Origin of the sequence: Paracoccus niistensis, assembly GCF_042432925.1 — a bacterium.
In the GTDB taxonomy this organism is placed as follows: Bacteria; Pseudomonadota; Alphaproteobacteria; order Rhodobacterales; family Rhodobacteraceae; genus Paracoccus; species Paracoccus niistensis.
In genome coordinates this window covers 130,254-144,013 of record NZ_JBHLWE010000038.1, presented here as the reverse complement: position 1 = coordinate 144,013, position 13,760 = coordinate 130,254, and the positions used below count along the sequence as shown (strand labels likewise).

Sequence of the window (13,760 nt, the reverse complement as noted above, 5' to 3'; positions counted from 1 at the left end):
TTCAGCCTCGGCGCAGGGCGGCGAAATCGGGGGGACGCTTGCCGAGAAAGGCCGCGATCCCCTCGCCCGCCTCGGCCGATCCAAGCGCGACGGCCATCGGCTCGACCTCGGCATCGAGCTGTGCCTCCATCAGCGCGGCTCGTGCGCCGGTCAGCAGCGCCTTGATCCCGGCCTGCGCCTCGGCTGGACCCTGCGCCAGCCGCTGGGCCAGCGCCTCGGCTGCGGCCAGTGCGCCGCCGGGCTCGGCCAGGGCATTGATCGCCCCCAGGTCGAACAGCCGCTGCGCCTCGACCGGGCGGCCCAGCAGACAGATCTCGGCCACCAGCGCCGGAGGCATCGCGGCCGTCAGGCTGCCGGTCAGCCCGCCGTCGGGGATCAGCCCCGCATTGACATAGGAGGCCGTGAAGCGCGCATCCTGCGCCGCGACGACCAGGTCGCAGGCCAGCGCGAGCGAAAAGCCTGCGCCGGCCGCGCCGCCCTCGACGGCCGCGATCACCGGACGCGGGCAGTCCATTATCGCGCGGATCAGGAACTGCAGGTCCTCGATGGCCGCACGGCGCTGGGAATGGGTCATCTCCTGCGCCGTCATCAGCATGGTCAGGTCACCACCCGCGCAGAAGAAACCCTCTGCCCCCGTGAGGACCACGGCCGCGATGCGCGGCTCGGCCGCCGCCTGCGCCAGCGCCGCGCGCAGGCCCTCGTAGAACCCCGGTGTCAGCGCGTTGCGGCGCTGCGGATTGTCGTTGACCACGACCAGGTGCGTGCCCCGGTCCTCGATCCGGCAGTTCTGCTGCATGTGCCCTCTCCCTCGGCCTGGCGCAGGCTAGGCATGGGTCTGGCGAACCGGCAAGCCCCGCCGACGCAAGGTCACGCGGCGCGGCTGCCACAGGTCAATCATTGTTGACCTGCCCCGCCTTGGCAGGAACCCGGCGGCCTGCGAGTGATGGCTTTCGCCGTTTCAAGGAGCCATTGCCGCATGTCCCGCCTGTTGCCGATGCTGACCGCCGCGACGCTGATGCTGTCCACCACGCTGCCCGCACTGGCACAGGACAAGCGCGTCAACATGGTGCCGGCGGACATCGAGGCGGCCACCTATGCCGGCACGGGCGAGCTGCCCTCGGGCCAGTCGGCCCTGACGGCCAAGGTGCAGATCCTGCTGGACCGTTCGGGTGTGTCGCCGGGCGTGGTGGACGGCTTTCGCGGCGGCATGAGCGAAAGCGCCATCCGTGCCTTCGAACGGATGCACGGCCTGCCCCAGGACGGGCGGCTCGACCCGCAGGTCTGGGCCCTGCTGCAGGCTCGGGCGGACGCGCCCCTGACCAGCACCTACACGATCACGGCGGAGGACGCGCAGGGCCTCGTCGAGAGCATCCCGAACGACTATGCCGAGAAGGCCAAGATGTCTTCGATGGGGTATACCTCGGTGCAGGAAAAGCTGGCCGAGCGGTTTCACATGGACGAAAGGTTCTTGGCCCAGCTGAACCCCGGCAAGAGCTTCGTGCCGGGCGAGACGCTGAACGTGACCGTGCCCGCCAAGCCCCTGAAGTCCAAGGTCCTGCGCGTCATCGTGGATGCCGAGCGCGGCCGGGTCGCAGCCTATGACGCCAGCGGCCGGATGGTGGCGGATTATCCCGCGACGGTCGGCTCGACCGCGACCCCCTCGCCGCAGGGGACGCATCTGGTCGAGGCGGCGGTGCTGGACCCCGACTACACCTACAACCCCAGCATCAACTTCAAGCAGGGCGACAACGACAAGGTGCTGCGTATTCCTCCGGGGCCGAATGCGCCGGTGGGGAACGTCTGGATTGACCTGTCAAAGCCGACCTACGGCATCCACGGCACGCCCACGCCCTCCAAGCTGTTCGTCAGCCAGAGCAATGGCTGCGTGCGGCTGACCAACTGGGACGCGCGGGAACTGGCCCACATGGTCCAGCCCGGCCAGACGGTGGTGGATTTCCTCGCGCCCGGCGTGACTATCGCCGACGTGACCCCCGCAGTCGAGCCGACGATCCTGCCGGAGGCGACTGAAACTGCCACGACGGGCGGGGAGGCCGCCGGGCCGGACGGCGCCGCCCCTGCCGCCACGATCACGGCCAGCCGGCCCCTGCCCCGTCGGACGCTGGCGGGCACGACGCCGGTGACGGGCACGATGCTGCCCGCGGACGCCCCCGTGACCCCGGCGGCGACGGCCGGAACTGCCCCTGTCCCGGCCGCGCCCCTGCCTGTCGAGGGAACCGACCCGCTGGCCGCCGCGCTGAGCAGCGCAAGCGACGGCGCGCTTGAGCCCCAGACCCTGACCGCCCCGGCGCAGCCCGGCGCCCTGCCTGCGGGCATGAACTGATGCGGCGGGCGACAGGAGCCGCGCTGCTTCTGGCCTTGGCCCTGTCGCTGCCTGCCGCCGCACAGGAGGCCGCTCCGCCTCTTCCCAACCCCGCCGCGACGCAAGGCGCGGATCGCCCGGCCCCTCGACCCGGGGCCGGGGACCTGCCCGACAGCCCAGCCGTCCCTGCCCCTGCGGGATCGCTGATTCCGCCCGACGCTTATGCCGAACCCGTCGAGCCCTTCCGCAAGGTGCTTTCGCCCCTCGTGCCCAGGGTGGCGCGAGAATCCGACTTCGACCATGCGGCTTGCCTTTACGGGCTGACGCTGCTGGGCGTGGATCATGTCGAGGTGCCGCCCGTGGCCGACCCGGACGAGCGGCAATGCGGCATCTCGCGCCCGCTCGAGGTCCGCGCGATCCAGCCGGGCGTCGTGCTGGAGGGGGACGCGGTGATGCGCTGCGACACCGCCCGCGCCCTGGCGCTGTGGACGCGCGAGATGGTGATTCCGGCCGCACAGCGGATGCCGGGCAGCCCGCGGCTGATCTCGATCGCCACGGGCACGAGCTATTCCTGCCGCGGTGTCGTCGGCGACGGGCCCGAGGCGCGGCTGTCGGAACATGCGCTGGGCAACGCACTGGACATCGCCGGCTTCGGCTTCGGAAACGGCGCGCGGCTGGACATCGCGCCCGCCGCCGACCGGGGCGGGCTGGATACCGCCTTCCAGAACACGGTGCAGTCCGGGGCCTGCCTTTACTTCACCACCGTCCTCGGGCCGGGCAGCAACGCCGCCCATGACGACCACCTGCACCTGGACATCAAGCCACGTGAGGGAGGCCTGCGCCTCTGCCAGTGACGCTCAGCGGCGCTTGCGTTCCAGATCGAGATAGCCCGGGTCGAAGCGCGCAAGCCGGACAAGGCCCGGCCAGTCCAGCACCTCGACCTCGGTCCCCGACCAGCGCACCAGCTTGCGGTCGCGCAGGTCGCGGACGGCGCGGTTGATATGGATGGGGGAGTAGCCGAGGATGCAGGCCAGTTCCCGCTGCAGCAGCGGCAGCGTCATGCGGTGGTTCTTCGCCACCCCCACGGCGGCAAGGCGCGTGTAGAGTTCGCAGATCAGGTGGGCCAGATGCGCGCTGGACCGCAGCGCATTGGCGGCCACCAGCCATTGCCGGTGGATCGCGCCGTCGATGGCGGTGGTCATCCACAACAGCCGGGTCAGGTGCGGGTGATTCTGGGTCAGTTCCTCGAGATGGCTGTGATCGACGAACTCGACCTCGGTCAGGCCGAAGGCGACGATGCTTTCCTGGGCCTCGGACAGCACGAAGCCATGCAAGTCCATGAAGTCCCCGGGGACATGCAGGGCGCTGACGACGCGCTGGGTGGTGCGGCCCGGCAGGATATGCAGCCGTCCCGCCATGCCGCGCAGCACAAGGCAGCTTTCGGTCGGCTCGGTTCCGGCCGGGACGATGGTCTGGCCGTTGTCAAAGCTGCGCGTCCGGGTCGGAATAGCGCGCAGCTTCGCCAGATCGCGCGCGCTCAATTCATCACGCTGCTGAAGGTAACGGATAAAATATTCCGTAAGTGCCATCTTCCACCCCGCCGCACTGGCCAGCGGCTGATTGTCGAGGGACAAGGAAGGATGCAATCCCGGGAAACACCGCTTTAACAAAAGACTATGCAGCCGTTTGGTGCTGTCTGACAAATATCAAAAGGGGCGGACCGTGCCGCCCCTTTCCTCTTCGAGTGCCGATCCGCTCAGCGGCGGTTCAGGTCATCGTCCAGGTTGCGGTCCCCGCCGATCACCTGCCCGCGTTCGTCCTCGATCTCGACCTCGGTCTTGCGCACGGTATCACGCACCGTCTCGACATGCGATTCGACGTCCTTGTTCAGCCCGATCTCCTCGACGACGCGGGCTTCCTTGTGGACCACGGGCGCCTCGGCATATTCGCGCGCCTCGATGCTGCGCTCCTGGAAGTCGGTGGCGCCGGCGGGGCGGTCGACCGCGCGGCGCTCGACATGGACGCGCTCGCTGCGCAGTTCCACGTCCTGCTCGACCGGCGTTTCCACCACATAGGAGCGGACGCGGACCCGCCCGCCCTCGGTCTGGCGCTTGGCGACGGTCAGGCGCTCCTCGACGACGTCGATCTTGCCCTCGGCATTCAGGTCGGCGTCATAGGCGGCCTCGCGGGTGGTGGGGATGCCATCGGCCGCCGTGCCCATGCCCATGCCCATGCCGGAGCCCTCGCTCGTCATGCCGGCAGTGTCGGCGGAATAGCCCGTCCAACCCTCGCTGCGCCATTCGGCCTCGCGCGCATCCAAGTCCACCGCGCCTTCGCTGTCCAGGATGTCCAGCGCGGTTTCATACTGGTGTTCCGGGATGTTGCGGACGGTCACCAGGTAGCCGCCGCGGTTCAGGCCCTCGGCATAGGTGTAGCGGTCCTCCTCGGGGAAGAAGAAGTCGCCGATCGATTCGAAGAAGCCGCGATCGGAACGCGCCTCGCCCGTATAGGCCTGCGTGTCGCCCGTGCTGGCGCTGTCATTGCCGGTCAGCACGACGTCGGCCACGCCGGCCGCCTTCAGCGCCTGCACGGCCCGGTCGGCGTCGGCGCGGCTGTCGAACAGCGCCGACAAGCTGCGCATCGAACCGGTGTTCACGGATTCCATAGCCATTTTCACGTCCTCACAAGTTACAGATCGCGGTCGGGAAGACCGCCCTAGCCCTCGCCGGGGCCGGGTTCGGCCGCTCCGGGCTCCAGCTGCTCGACCACGGCGCGCTGGCGGCGGAGTGTCACCGGAACCTCGACCGTCTCGGTCACACGGGTCCGGCGAATGTGGATCTCTTCGACAACAAAAAGCTTGGTGACGAGCACCGCCCGTTCTTCCACGACGGGGACGATGGTGACGTCGCCTTCCTCGCGCGGGGCGGGCACGGTCTCGACCTCGCGCTCGACCGGGTGGCGGGTGACCTCCACCGTCTCGGCCTCAAGTGCGACCGGGTAGAGCACTGGCCCCTCATCGGTCACGACCCGCACACGGACGCCGCCGGTTTCGCGCCGTTCGACGGAAACATGGGCTTGCTCCTGGGCGATGGTCAGGACATCCTCACGGGAAGAAGCCTCGCCTGCCAGATGGCCGGCAACCCCCTCGGGATCCTCGCTGTCCCTGGGGCGATGGGTCGTGGGATCACGATCGGTGCTGGCCGTCATGGAGGCTTGAGCCTTTCATCGTTGTCTTTGTCGCGGCACGTCCACGTTTGCCGCTGTCCCGCAAGAACGTGCTCGCGAGGACTGGGGTTTCGACGATTGACAAAAGTTTTCTCTGCCCCGGCGCGGTCAGGCGCCTCAGCCGGGATGGCCTGCGGGCCGGGCACGATTCGCCAGGGCATCCTCGAGCAGGCGGAAACTGTGCCCCGCTTCGGGCGATTGAAGCGCCACGAAGCCGTTCAGGGCGGGCTGAATGCGCACCGCCTCGTCCAGACGGGGATCGCTGCCGGGCGCGTAAAGCCCGGCCTTTATCATCAGCTCTGATTCCGCATAAAGCCCCAGCGCCGACCGCGCCCGGCCGATCAGCGCGTTCTCGGCCGCCGTCGCCGCATGGGGCAGCGAGCGCGAAACCGACCGCAGCACGTCCACTGCCGGGAACCGGCCGCGTTCGGCAATGCCCCGGTCCAGCACCACATGCCCGTCCAGCACGCCGCGCAGGATATCGGCCACCGGCTCCTCCATGTCCGAGCCCGCGACCAGCACGCTGAAGATCGCGGTGATGTCGCCCGCGCCTTCCGGCCCCGGACCTGACCGCTCGGCCAGCGCCATGATCATCTGCGAGGTCGAGGGCGGGAAACCGCGATAGCTGGGCGCCTCGCCCGAGGCGAGCGCGATCTCGCGATGCGCCTCGGCGAAGCGGGTGATCGAATCGGCCAGGAACAGGACGTGGCGGCCCTCGTCGCGGAAATGCTCGGCCACTGCCATCGCCGCCCAGGCGCAGCGGCGGCGCATCAGCGGCGACTGGTCCGAGGTCGCGGCCACCACCACCGCCCGCGCCATCCCTTCGGGGCCGAGGGTCGTTTCCACGAACTCGCGCAATTCACGCCCCCGCTCGCCCACCATGGCGATCACCACGACATCCGCCGTGACCCCGCGCGCGAGCGCCGACAGCAGCGTGGATTTCCCCACGCCCGAGCCCGCAAAGAGCCCGATCCGCTGGCCCCGCACAATCGGCAGCAGCGTGTCGAAGACCGCGAGTCCCGTGTCCAGCCGCGCGCCGAGGCGGCGGCGAGAGGCGGCCGGCGGCGGCGGGCTGCGGTAGCGCCGCTCTTGCGCGCCCCGCCGCAGCGGGCGGCCGTCCAGCGGGCGGCCCAAGGGATCGACGATGCGGCCGATCCACGCGCCGCAAGGTGCAATCAGGGGGCAGAACAGCAGCTCGGCCCGGGTGCCGATCGACAACCCGTCCGTCGGCCCCTCCGGCAGGACCAAGGCATGCTTCGGGTCCAGTGCGATGACCTCGCCGCTCAGCGCGCCGTCCAGCAGGGCCACACGGTCGCCCACCGAGGCGATGTGGTTCAGCCCGCCGACCTCGACCAGCCCCGCGCGGATCGCGGCCACGCGCCCGAAATGGCGGCTGACCCGCAGGTCCCGGATGCGTGCCGCGATCGAGTCGATCCTGTCCATTCCGTTCCTCTGGGCTGCGGAAAATGCGTCCGATGAAACGGTTTATAAACCTGTTGCGGTTAAGACCGGGTTTATCGCGGCTGAGGAGGATCCTCTTTGTTTGCACAGATCGACACGATGCGGATGGCGCGCGACCTGGGCGCCCACGCGGCCCAGCGCCAGCGCGTGATCGCCACCAACGTCGCCAACGCCGACACCCCCGGCTACCGCGCCCGCGATCTGCCCAAGTTCGACGACAGCCTCCGCCACGGGGCGCTAGAACTGCGCGCGACGCGGCCCGGGCACCTGACGGCGGGCTCCTCGAGCACCCGCGCCCAGGCTGTCGAGGTGGAGGGCGAACCTTCACCCAACGGCAACACCGTCTCTCTGGAAGACGAGATGGTGCGGTCGGCCGACGCCAAGCGCGAGTTCGACCTGTCACTGGCGGTGGTGCAGTCGGGCATGAACCTGATGCGCACTGCCATCGGGCGGCGAGGCTGAGCATGACCGAGCTTTCCGCCACCGCCATTGCCGCCTCGGGCCTGCGCGCCCAGGGCGTCCGGCTGCGCCACATTTCGGAAAACATCGCCAATGCCGACACGCCCGGCTACCGCCGCAAGCTCGTCAGCTTCGAGCCGGGGCGCGACTTCGGCCGCGAAACGGGCGAGGTGCGCGCGGGCCGGATGCGCCACGACCGGGCCGAGCTGCCGCAGGTCTACGACCCCGGCCACCCGATGGCGGGCGCGGATGGCTACTACCTCGGCTCGAACGTGGACCTGGTGATCGAGGTCGCCGACGCGCGCGAGGCCAGCCGCAGCTACGAGGCCAACCTGAAGATGTTCGAGCAGTCGCGGCAGATGTCCGCCTCGCTCCTTGACCTGATCCGCCGCTGAAAGGGCACGCCATGATCTCGCTGACCACCGCCGCCCTGCAGACCGGAAACCGCGTTGCCTCGGCCTATGCCGAGGCCCGCGCGGCGGCGGCCCCCTCGCCCATGGCCGCCGCGCCGCAGGGCCTCAGCGCTGCCGCCCGCGACTTCGCCGCCGTGATGGAGCAGGCCGACACCACCGCGCTAGGCGCCATGCAGGGCCGCAACGACACCCAGGCGCTGGTCCAGTCCATCGCCGAGGCGCAGATCGCGCTCGAGACCGCGGTCGCCATCCGCGACAAGGTCGTCGAGGCCTACCAGGACATCCTGAGGATGCCGGTCTGATGGACGAGAACCTGATCTTCGACGTGACCCGGCAGGCCCTGTGGATCGCGGTTCAGATGTCGGCGCCCCTGCTGGTCGTGGCGCTGGTCGCGGGCGTCGTCATCGGCCTGTTCCAGGCCCTGACCTCGGTGCAGGAGATGACGCTGACCTTCGTGCCCAAGGTGGGGCTTATGCTCGCGGTCTTCTGGGTCACGATGAGCTTCATGACCACGACGCTGGGCAGCTTCTTCACGGGCCAGATCCTGCCACTGGTCGCGGGAGGCTGAGCAATGGACAACGCGATCTACGCCGCGCTGACCCGGCAGGCCGGCTTGATGCGCGAGATGCGGGCGGTGGCCAACAACATGGCCAACGGCTCGACCACCGGCTTCCGGCGCGAGGGGGTGGTCTTCTCGGAACACATGACCGCCCTCGACCGCCAGCGCGGCACGCTGTCCATGGCCAACGCCCAGGGGCGCGAGGTGGACCTGACGCCCGGCGCGCTGTCGCAGACCGGCGGCAAGCTGGACCTGGCGCTGGAACGCGATGGCTTCTTCATGGTCCAGACGCCGCAGGGCAACCGCCTGACCCGCGCGGGTGCCTTCATGATGTCGCCCGAGGGCGAACTGGTGAACAGCGACGGCCACCGCGTCCTCGACGAGGGCCAAGCGCCTCTCGCCCTGCCCCCCGGCGCCCGCAGCATCGCGGTGGGCGCGGATGGCACGATCTCGGCCGACGGCCAGCCCGTGGGGCGCGTGGGCGTCTTCGACCAGCGCGATCGCGCGCTCTTGCGGCACGAGGGCGGCACGCTCTTCTCGGCCGAGGGGGCCGAGCCCGCCCCCGAGGCGGTGGTCCGCCAGGGCTTTCTCGAGGAATCCAACGTCAACCCGGTCCTCGAGATCGCCCGCATGATTGAAGTCCAGCGCGCCTACGAGCTGGGCCAGTCCTTCCTTGACGGCGAGGACGGGCGCATCCGCGCCGTCATCTCCGTTTCCGTCCGCTGAGAGGCTTCCGAATGAGAGCATTGCAGATCGCGGCCACCGGCATGGCGGCCCAGCAGACGCGGGTCGAGGTCATCTCGCAGAACCTCGCCAACATGTCCACGACCGGTTACAATGCCCGCCGCGCCGAGTTCGCGGACCTTGCCTATCAGCAGGTCACGCGCCCCGGCAGCATCGCGGCGGCCGACGGCACCATGGTTCCGGCGGGCGTGCAGATGGGCCTGGGGGTGCGCCCCACCGCCGTCACCCTGACGCTGGCGCAGGGCGCACTGGCGCAGACCGGGGGCGACCTGGACTTGGCCGTGGACGGGCTGGGCTATCTCGAGGTGACAATGCCTTCGGGCATGTCGGGCTATACCCGCGACGGGGGCCTCAAGCGTTCGGCGGACGGCTTGATCGTGACCTCGGACGGCTATCCGGTCGCACCCGGCATCACGGTCCCGGCCGAGGCGCGCAGTCTGTCGATCAGCGCGTCGGGCGAGGTCTTTGCCCATTTCGACAACCAGATCGAGCCACAGAACCTGGGCCAGATCACGCTGGCAAGCTTCGTCAACGAAAAGGGGCTGGAGGCGGTCGGCTCGAACCTGTTCCTGGAAACTCCCGCCTCGGGCGCGCCGCTGGTCGGCGTCCCCGGGGAACAGGGACTGGGCACGCTGCGGCAGGGATACCTCGAGGAAAGCGCGGTCGATCCGGTCCGCGAGATTTCCGAGCTGATCAAGGCGCAGCGGGGCTACGAGCTGAACTCCAAGGTCATCACGGCGGCCGACCAGATGCTGGGCGCCACGGTGCAGGTGCGCTGATGCGGCTGGTCCTGCTTCTTGCCCTTCTGCCCGCTGCCGCGCTGGCCGACGACCTGGTCGCCACGCGCCACCTGCCCGCCGGCACCATTCTTGCCGCCGGGGACGTGGCCGCCACGCCCTCGCCCCGCGCGGGCCTTGCCCCTGCCGATGCGCTTGGCAAGCAGCTTCGGATTGCCGTCTACGAGGGCCGCCCGATCTCGAAAGGCCAGCTCTCCACGCCCACGCTGGTCAGCCGCAACCAGCTCGTGACCCTCGCCTACGAGAACGCAGCCCTTCGGATCGAGACCGAGGGCCGCGCCTTGGGTGCGGGCGGCGAAGGCGACCTCATCCGGGTCATGAACCTCAGTTCGCGCGCCACGCTGATGGCCCGCATCAACGCCGACGGCACCTTGACCGTCGCCCAGCGCTGAAGGATTCGCGCATGAAGACGAAACACGTCCCCCTCGCCTTTTGCCTTCTGGCCGCCACCGCCTGCGGGCGGGTGGGCGACGTGGGTCAGGTGCCCGAAATGACCGCGCCTCATGCCACGCCCGAGTTCCAGGCGATGGCCGAGCCCGTCCTGCCGATGGCCCAGGGCACGCTGCGCCCGGACACGGCGGCCTCGCTGTGGGCAGGCCAGCAGTCCTCGCTGGTGGGCGACCGCCGTGCCGGCGCGCGGGGCGACATCCTGACCGTGGTGATCGAAATCGACGACAAGGCCGAGATCCAGAACAGTTCGGGCCGCTCGCGCGCATCCTCCGAGAGCGTGGGCATCCCGCAGATGATCGGCCTGCCGCAGCGGATCGACGAGCACCTGCCCGAGGGCGCCAGCATGGCCGAGCTCGCCTCGGCCAAGGGCGCCTCGACCTTCAAGGGCGCAGGCAACATCTCGCGCCGCGACAAGCTGACGCTGCGGGTAGCCGCGACCGTAATCGACCGGCTGCCGAACGGCGTGCTGCACATCCAAGGGTCGCAGGAGGTGCGGGTGAACTACGAGGTGCGCGAGCTGACGGTGTCGGGCTTCGTGCGGCCCACGGACATCAGCCGCGACAACGAGGTTGCCTATGACCGGATCGCGGGCGCGCGCATCAGCTATGGCGGCCACGGCCAGATCAGCGACGTCCAGCAGCCGCGCTATGGCCAGCAGCTGGCCGACATCGTCCTGCCCTACTGAGGTCCCCGATGCTGCGCAAACTGCTGCCCCTCCTTCTGTCGTTGGCCGCCTTCCTGGGAGGAGCGGCGGGTGGCGAGATGCTGAGGCGCTCCCCGATCGAGCCCGGGGCTGCCGCCGAGGCGGCCGCGGAACATGCCAGAGGGGCCGAGGGCGGCCATGAGCCCGGGGCCGCCACGACCCCAGCTTCACATGGCGGCGCGGCCGAGCAGGCGGAGCCCGCTGCCGGGGCCCATCCAGCAGGGCACGGGGCGCCTTCCGGCGATGGCGGCAGCAGCGCGGGCGGGCATGGCGGCGAGGAGGTGCCCGCGACGGCATGGTTCGAGTTCCCGCAGCAGTTCCTGGTGCCGATCCTTCATGACGGACGCCTGGACAGCACGATGATCCTGACGTTGTCGCTCGAACTGCCGGGATCTGCGCGCGAGACCGTCCATGCCCATGAGATCAAGCTGCGGGATGCTCTGCTGCGGCAACTGCTTATCCACGCCAACACGGGTGGCTTCGACGGCAACTTCACCAGCGAGTCGCAGTTGCGCAAGCTGCGCACCGAACTGGTGGCGGCGGTACGGAACGTCGTCCCCGAGATCAGTGACGTCCTGATCGGTGACATCGGCCGGCAGGAGCGGTGACACCAAGAAGAAGCCGTGAGGCGCACCCACTTGCCGTGAAGCCTCTGGCGGAACACACGGTCCCGAGCGCCTGCGTCCCGCCCGCAACGCACTCGGCAGGCTATCCCCGGTCCTCAGCGTGCTGGCGCAGCCTTCTGCCGCCAGCTATGCGCAGGCCATGACCCGCATGATGCCCATCGCGATCCTTCTTGCCTCTTATGACGGAGAGCGGTTCATCGGGGCGCAACTCGACAGCCTGGCAGGTCAGATCCACCGCGACTGGCGCCTGATCGTTTCGGACGACGGGTCGAGCGACGACACGCTGGGAGTCGTGCGGCGTTTTGCGGCGGCGCATCCCTCGCGGCGGATCGAGATCCGGCAGGGACCTCGGGCCGGGGCCACGCAGAACTTCCTGTCGATGATCGACCTGGTCGAGCCAGGTGAGGCGCTGGCCTTCTGCGACCAGGACGATGTCTGGCTGCCCCATCGCCTGTCACACGGCGTGGCCGCCATGACCGCATCGGGGCCTTCGGGGCGAGGCGTCCTTCATGTCACCCGCACGACCATCTGCGACGAGGCGCTGAAGGTGCTGCGGCCGGCGCCATTGTTCACCCGCCCTCCGGGCTTCCGGAATGCGCTGGTGCAAGCCTGCACGCCCGCGAACACGATGCTGGTCGATCCGGAAGGAGCCGCCCTGCTCAAGGCCGGACGGAAGGGCGCGGCAGAGGCCGACGTGATCTCGCATGACTGGTGGGCCTATCAGCTGATCTCGGGCGCGGGCGGGCGGGTCATCCGCGATCCGGCGCAGACGGTGCTGTATCGGCAGCACCGGGGCAACGTCATGGGCCGGAACGATACGGCCCGCGCGATCCTGGCTCGGCTGGGCCAGCTGGGCGCAGGTGATTTCGGCGGCTGGCTGCGGCAGAACCTGGCCGCGCTGAAAGCGGCGCGCGACCTGCTGACGCCCGAGAACGCGCAGGTCCTGGAAGAGTTCGCGGCGGCCCTCGGTTCGCCCGGCCCCTTGGCCGCAGCGCGGCTGGCGCGGCTGGGCGTTTACCGCCAGACGCGCGCAGGCACGGCAGCGCTGATGCTTGCCGCAGCAGCGGGGCGGCTGCGGTCAGGGACCAGAGACGGCAGGGACCGATGAGTCCGGCGGACAGGCTGCGTTCATCGATCGTCTTCGGCTTCGACTCGGCCTGGACCGATCGGCCGAAGGCTCCCGGCGCAATCTGCGCCGTGGGGTGCGACCGCAACGGAGACCTCACCTTCCATCTGCCGCGTCTGGTGTCCTTCGCCGAGGCGCAGGAGTTCATCACGACGGTGCGGCACGGCTTTGATGTTGCGCTGGTCGCGCTGGATCAGCCGACCGTGGTGCCGAATGCCACGGGGATGCGGCCGGTGGAGAGACTTGCGGCATCGGTCGTCAGCCATGTCGGCGGCGGCGTGCAGCCGGCCAATCGCGGCAGGACCGGCATGTTCTGCGATCTGGCACCGATGTGGCGATTCCTTGCGGCTCTCGGTGCCGTCGAAGATCCTTTCCGGGCGCGCGCCGCCGCCGAGGGCCTGTTCCTGATCGAGGTCTTTCCCGCCCTCGCCTTGCCCGCGCTGGACGACAGCTTCGCGGGCCGGCTCGCCGCGCCGAAGTACAACCCGGCACATCCACGCAAGTTCAGGCTGGAACACTGGCAGGCCGTCGCCCGCACCGTGAAACGCACCGCCCTGTCACTGGGAATCCCCGCGCTTGCAGACTGGGCCGAGGAGATGATGGTTCTGCAGAAACCGCGCAAGTCCGATCAGGACCGGCTCGACGCCACGATCTGCGCTTTGGTCGGGATCATCTGGAGGGCCGGACCGACCGAGGACAGCGCCATGCTGGGCGATCTTGATCAAGGTTACATGGTGACACCGATTTCGCCTGCGATCCGCCTGCGGCTGGAAGCCGCGGCGGCGCGGCAGGGTATTCCCTTCCACGTTGCGGATTGAGCCGGAGGAAGGCGGCGCAGGTTCTCGCCAAGCAGGTGACTACCCGAAACCGAGACAGC

General features: G+C 69.5%; 18 protein-coding genes. 13 read left to right on the top strand and 5 right to left on the bottom strand.

Features of this window, described 5'->3' with window-relative positions:
• Window position 1 precedes the first annotated feature (1 nt).
• Window positions 2-796 carry an oxepin-CoA hydrolase, alternative type gene (locus ACFFII_RS12220; RefSeq protein WP_377699156.1) on the bottom strand — a complete coding sequence of 265 codons (795 nt, stop codon included), beginning with the start codon at window positions 794-796 and terminating at the stop codon, window positions 2-4.
• A gap of 180 nt (window positions 797-976) precedes the next feature.
• On the opposite strand from ACFFII_RS12220, the gene ACFFII_RS12215 reads away from it, so the two are divergent.
• Complete coding sequence (locus ACFFII_RS12215) at window positions 977-2,341, top strand: L,D-transpeptidase family protein (protein ID WP_377699155.1); 1,365 nt, start codon at window positions 977-979, stop codon at window positions 2,339-2,341.
• Complete coding sequence (locus ACFFII_RS12210) at window positions 2,341-3,174, top strand: extensin-like domain-containing protein (protein WP_377699154.1); 834 nt, start codon at window positions 2,341-2,343, stop codon at window positions 3,172-3,174. Before ACFFII_RS12215 ends, ACFFII_RS12210 begins: the two co-directional genes overlap by 1 nt.
• Window positions 3,175-3,177: 3 nt before the next feature.
• On the opposite strand, the gene ACFFII_RS12205 is transcribed toward ACFFII_RS12210, so the two are convergent.
• The 4 genes from ACFFII_RS12205 to ACFFII_RS12190 all read right to left on the bottom strand — a co-directional run bounded on the left by ACFFII_RS12205 (window position 3,178) and on the right by ACFFII_RS12190 (window position 6,988).
• Window positions 3,178-3,861 (bottom strand): Crp/Fnr family transcriptional regulator, encoded by a 684-nt coding sequence (locus ACFFII_RS12205; RefSeq protein ID WP_377699153.1) that lies wholly within the window; start codon window positions 3,859-3,861, stop codon window positions 3,178-3,180.
• A 215-nt stretch (window positions 3,862-4,076) separates the two neighbouring features.
• Window positions 4,077-4,991: a YsnF/AvaK domain-containing protein gene (locus ACFFII_RS12200; protein ID WP_377699152.1), complete on the bottom strand. Its 915-nt coding sequence runs from the start codon at window positions 4,989-4,991 to the stop codon at window positions 4,077-4,079.
• Window positions 4,992-5,035: 44 nt separating this feature from the next.
• Entirely contained in the window at window positions 5,036-5,527 is a 492-nt protein-coding gene (locus ACFFII_RS12195; RefSeq protein ID WP_377699151.1) for a YsnF/AvaK domain-containing protein, read from the bottom strand.
• 135 nt (window positions 5,528-5,662) lie between these two features.
• Entirely contained in the window at window positions 5,663-6,988 is a 1,326-nt protein-coding gene (locus ACFFII_RS12190; RefSeq protein WP_377699150.1) for a FliI/YscN family ATPase, read from the bottom strand.
• A 96-nt stretch (window positions 6,989-7,084) separates the two neighbouring features.
• Here ACFFII_RS12190 and ACFFII_RS12185 point away from each other — a divergent pair, with 96 nt between their 5' ends.
• From ACFFII_RS12185 to ACFFII_RS12135, 11 genes are all read left to right on the top strand, one after another.
• Window positions 7,085-7,468, top strand: coding sequence for a FlgB family protein (locus ACFFII_RS12185; protein WP_377699149.1), 384 nt, complete (start codon window positions 7,085-7,087; stop codon window positions 7,466-7,468).
• 2 nt (window positions 7,469-7,470) lie between these two features.
• Window positions 7,471-7,860, top strand: coding sequence for a flagellar basal body rod protein FlgC (gene flgC / locus ACFFII_RS12180; protein ID WP_377699148.1), 390 nt, complete (start codon window positions 7,471-7,473; stop codon window positions 7,858-7,860).
• A gap of 11 nt (window positions 7,861-7,871) precedes the next feature.
• The gene (fliE, locus tag ACFFII_RS12175) at window positions 7,872-8,180 is read left to right on the top strand and encodes a flagellar hook-basal body complex protein FliE (RefSeq protein ID WP_377699147.1); all 309 of its coding nucleotides are present in this window, start codon (window positions 7,872-7,874) and stop codon (window positions 8,178-8,180) included.
• Window positions 8,180-8,446, top strand: coding sequence for a flagellar biosynthetic protein FliQ (locus tag ACFFII_RS12170; protein WP_377699146.1), 267 nt, complete (start codon window positions 8,180-8,182; stop codon window positions 8,444-8,446). Before fliE ends, ACFFII_RS12170 begins: the two co-directional genes overlap by 1 nt.
• A gap of 3 nt (window positions 8,447-8,449) precedes the next feature.
• Window positions 8,450-9,163, top strand: a complete 714-nt coding sequence (locus ACFFII_RS12165; protein WP_377699145.1) for a flagellar hook-basal body complex protein — start codon at window positions 8,450-8,452, stop codon at window positions 9,161-9,163.
• Window positions 9,164-9,174: 11 nt separating this feature from the next.
• Complete coding sequence (gene flgG, locus ACFFII_RS12160; protein ID WP_377699144.1) at window positions 9,175-9,960, top strand: flagellar basal-body rod protein FlgG; 786 nt, start codon at window positions 9,175-9,177, stop codon at window positions 9,958-9,960.
• Complete coding sequence (gene flgA, locus ACFFII_RS12155; protein WP_377699143.1) at window positions 9,960-10,370, top strand: flagellar basal body P-ring formation chaperone FlgA; 411 nt, start codon at window positions 9,960-9,962, stop codon at window positions 10,368-10,370. The genes flgG and flgA overlap by 1 nt, the downstream gene beginning before the upstream one ends.
• A gap of 11 nt (window positions 10,371-10,381) precedes the next feature.
• On the top strand, window positions 10,382-11,113 hold the full coding sequence (gene flgH, locus ACFFII_RS12150; protein WP_377699142.1) for a flagellar basal body L-ring protein FlgH: 732 nt from the start codon (window positions 10,382-10,384) through the stop codon (window positions 11,111-11,113).
• An 8-nt stretch (window positions 11,114-11,121) separates the two neighbouring features.
• Entirely contained in the window at window positions 11,122-11,739 is a 618-nt protein-coding gene (locus ACFFII_RS12145; RefSeq protein WP_377699141.1) for a flagellar basal body-associated FliL family protein, read from the top strand.
• A 157-nt stretch (window positions 11,740-11,896) separates the two neighbouring features.
• Window positions 11,897-12,865, top strand: coding sequence for a glycosyltransferase (locus tag ACFFII_RS12140; protein WP_377699140.1), 969 nt, complete (start codon window positions 11,897-11,899; stop codon window positions 12,863-12,865).
• Window positions 12,862-13,701: a DUF429 domain-containing protein gene (locus ACFFII_RS12135; RefSeq protein ID WP_377699139.1), complete on the top strand. Its 840-nt coding sequence runs from the start codon at window positions 12,862-12,864 to the stop codon at window positions 13,699-13,701. The genes ACFFII_RS12140 and ACFFII_RS12135 overlap by 4 nt, the downstream gene beginning before the upstream one ends.
• Window positions 13,702-13,760 lie beyond the last annotated feature (59 nt).

What these genes read in the sequence shown, in the direction of transcription:
- ACFFII_RS12200 (WP_377699152.1), bottom strand. Translation starts at nt 4,991, where the DNA reads ATGGCTATGGAATCCGTGAACACCGGTTCGATGCGCAGCTTGTCGGCG.
- ACFFII_RS12210 (WP_377699154.1), top strand. Translation starts at nt 2,341, where the DNA reads ATGCGGCGGGCGACAGGAGCCGCGCTGCTTCTGGCCTTGGCCCTGTCG.
- ACFFII_RS12165 (WP_377699145.1), top strand. Translation starts at nt 8,450, where the DNA reads ATGGACAACGCGATCTACGCCGCGCTGACCCGGCAGGCCGGCTTGATG.
- ACFFII_RS12215 (WP_377699155.1), top strand. Translation starts at nt 977, where the DNA reads ATGTCCCGCCTGTTGCCGATGCTGACCGCCGCGACGCTGATGCTGTCC.
- fliE (WP_377699147.1), top strand. Translation starts at nt 7,872, where the DNA reads ATGATCTCGCTGACCACCGCCGCCCTGCAGACCGGAAACCGCGTTGCC.
- ACFFII_RS12145 (WP_377699141.1), top strand. Translation starts at nt 11,122, where the DNA reads ATGCTGCGCAAACTGCTGCCCCTCCTTCTGTCGTTGGCCGCCTTCCTG.
- ACFFII_RS12170 (WP_377699146.1), top strand. Translation starts at nt 8,180, where the DNA reads ATGGACGAGAACCTGATCTTCGACGTGACCCGGCAGGCCCTGTGGATC.
- ACFFII_RS12220 (WP_377699156.1), bottom strand. Translation starts at nt 796, where the DNA reads ATGCAGCAGAACTGCCGGATCGAGGACCGGGGCACGCACCTGGTCGTG.
- flgA (WP_377699143.1), top strand. Translation starts at nt 9,960, where the DNA reads ATGCGGCTGGTCCTGCTTCTTGCCCTTCTGCCCGCTGCCGCGCTGGCC.
- ACFFII_RS12135 (WP_377699139.1), top strand. Translation starts at nt 12,862, where the DNA reads ATGAGTCCGGCGGACAGGCTGCGTTCATCGATCGTCTTCGGCTTCGAC.
- flgH (WP_377699142.1), top strand. Translation starts at nt 10,382, where the DNA reads ATGAAGACGAAACACGTCCCCCTCGCCTTTTGCCTTCTGGCCGCCACC.
- ACFFII_RS12190 (WP_377699150.1), bottom strand. Translation starts at nt 6,988, where the DNA reads ATGGACAGGATCGACTCGATCGCGGCACGCATCCGGGACCTGCGGGTC.
- ACFFII_RS12140 (WP_377699140.1), top strand. Translation starts at nt 11,897, where the DNA reads ATGACCCGCATGATGCCCATCGCGATCCTTCTTGCCTCTTATGACGGA.
- flgC (WP_377699148.1), top strand. Translation starts at nt 7,471, where the DNA reads ATGACCGAGCTTTCCGCCACCGCCATTGCCGCCTCGGGCCTGCGCGCC.
- flgG (WP_377699144.1), top strand. Translation starts at nt 9,175, where the DNA reads ATGAGAGCATTGCAGATCGCGGCCACCGGCATGGCGGCCCAGCAGACG.
- ACFFII_RS12195 (WP_377699151.1), bottom strand. Translation starts at nt 5,527, where the DNA reads ATGACGGCCAGCACCGATCGTGATCCCACGACCCATCGCCCCAGGGAC.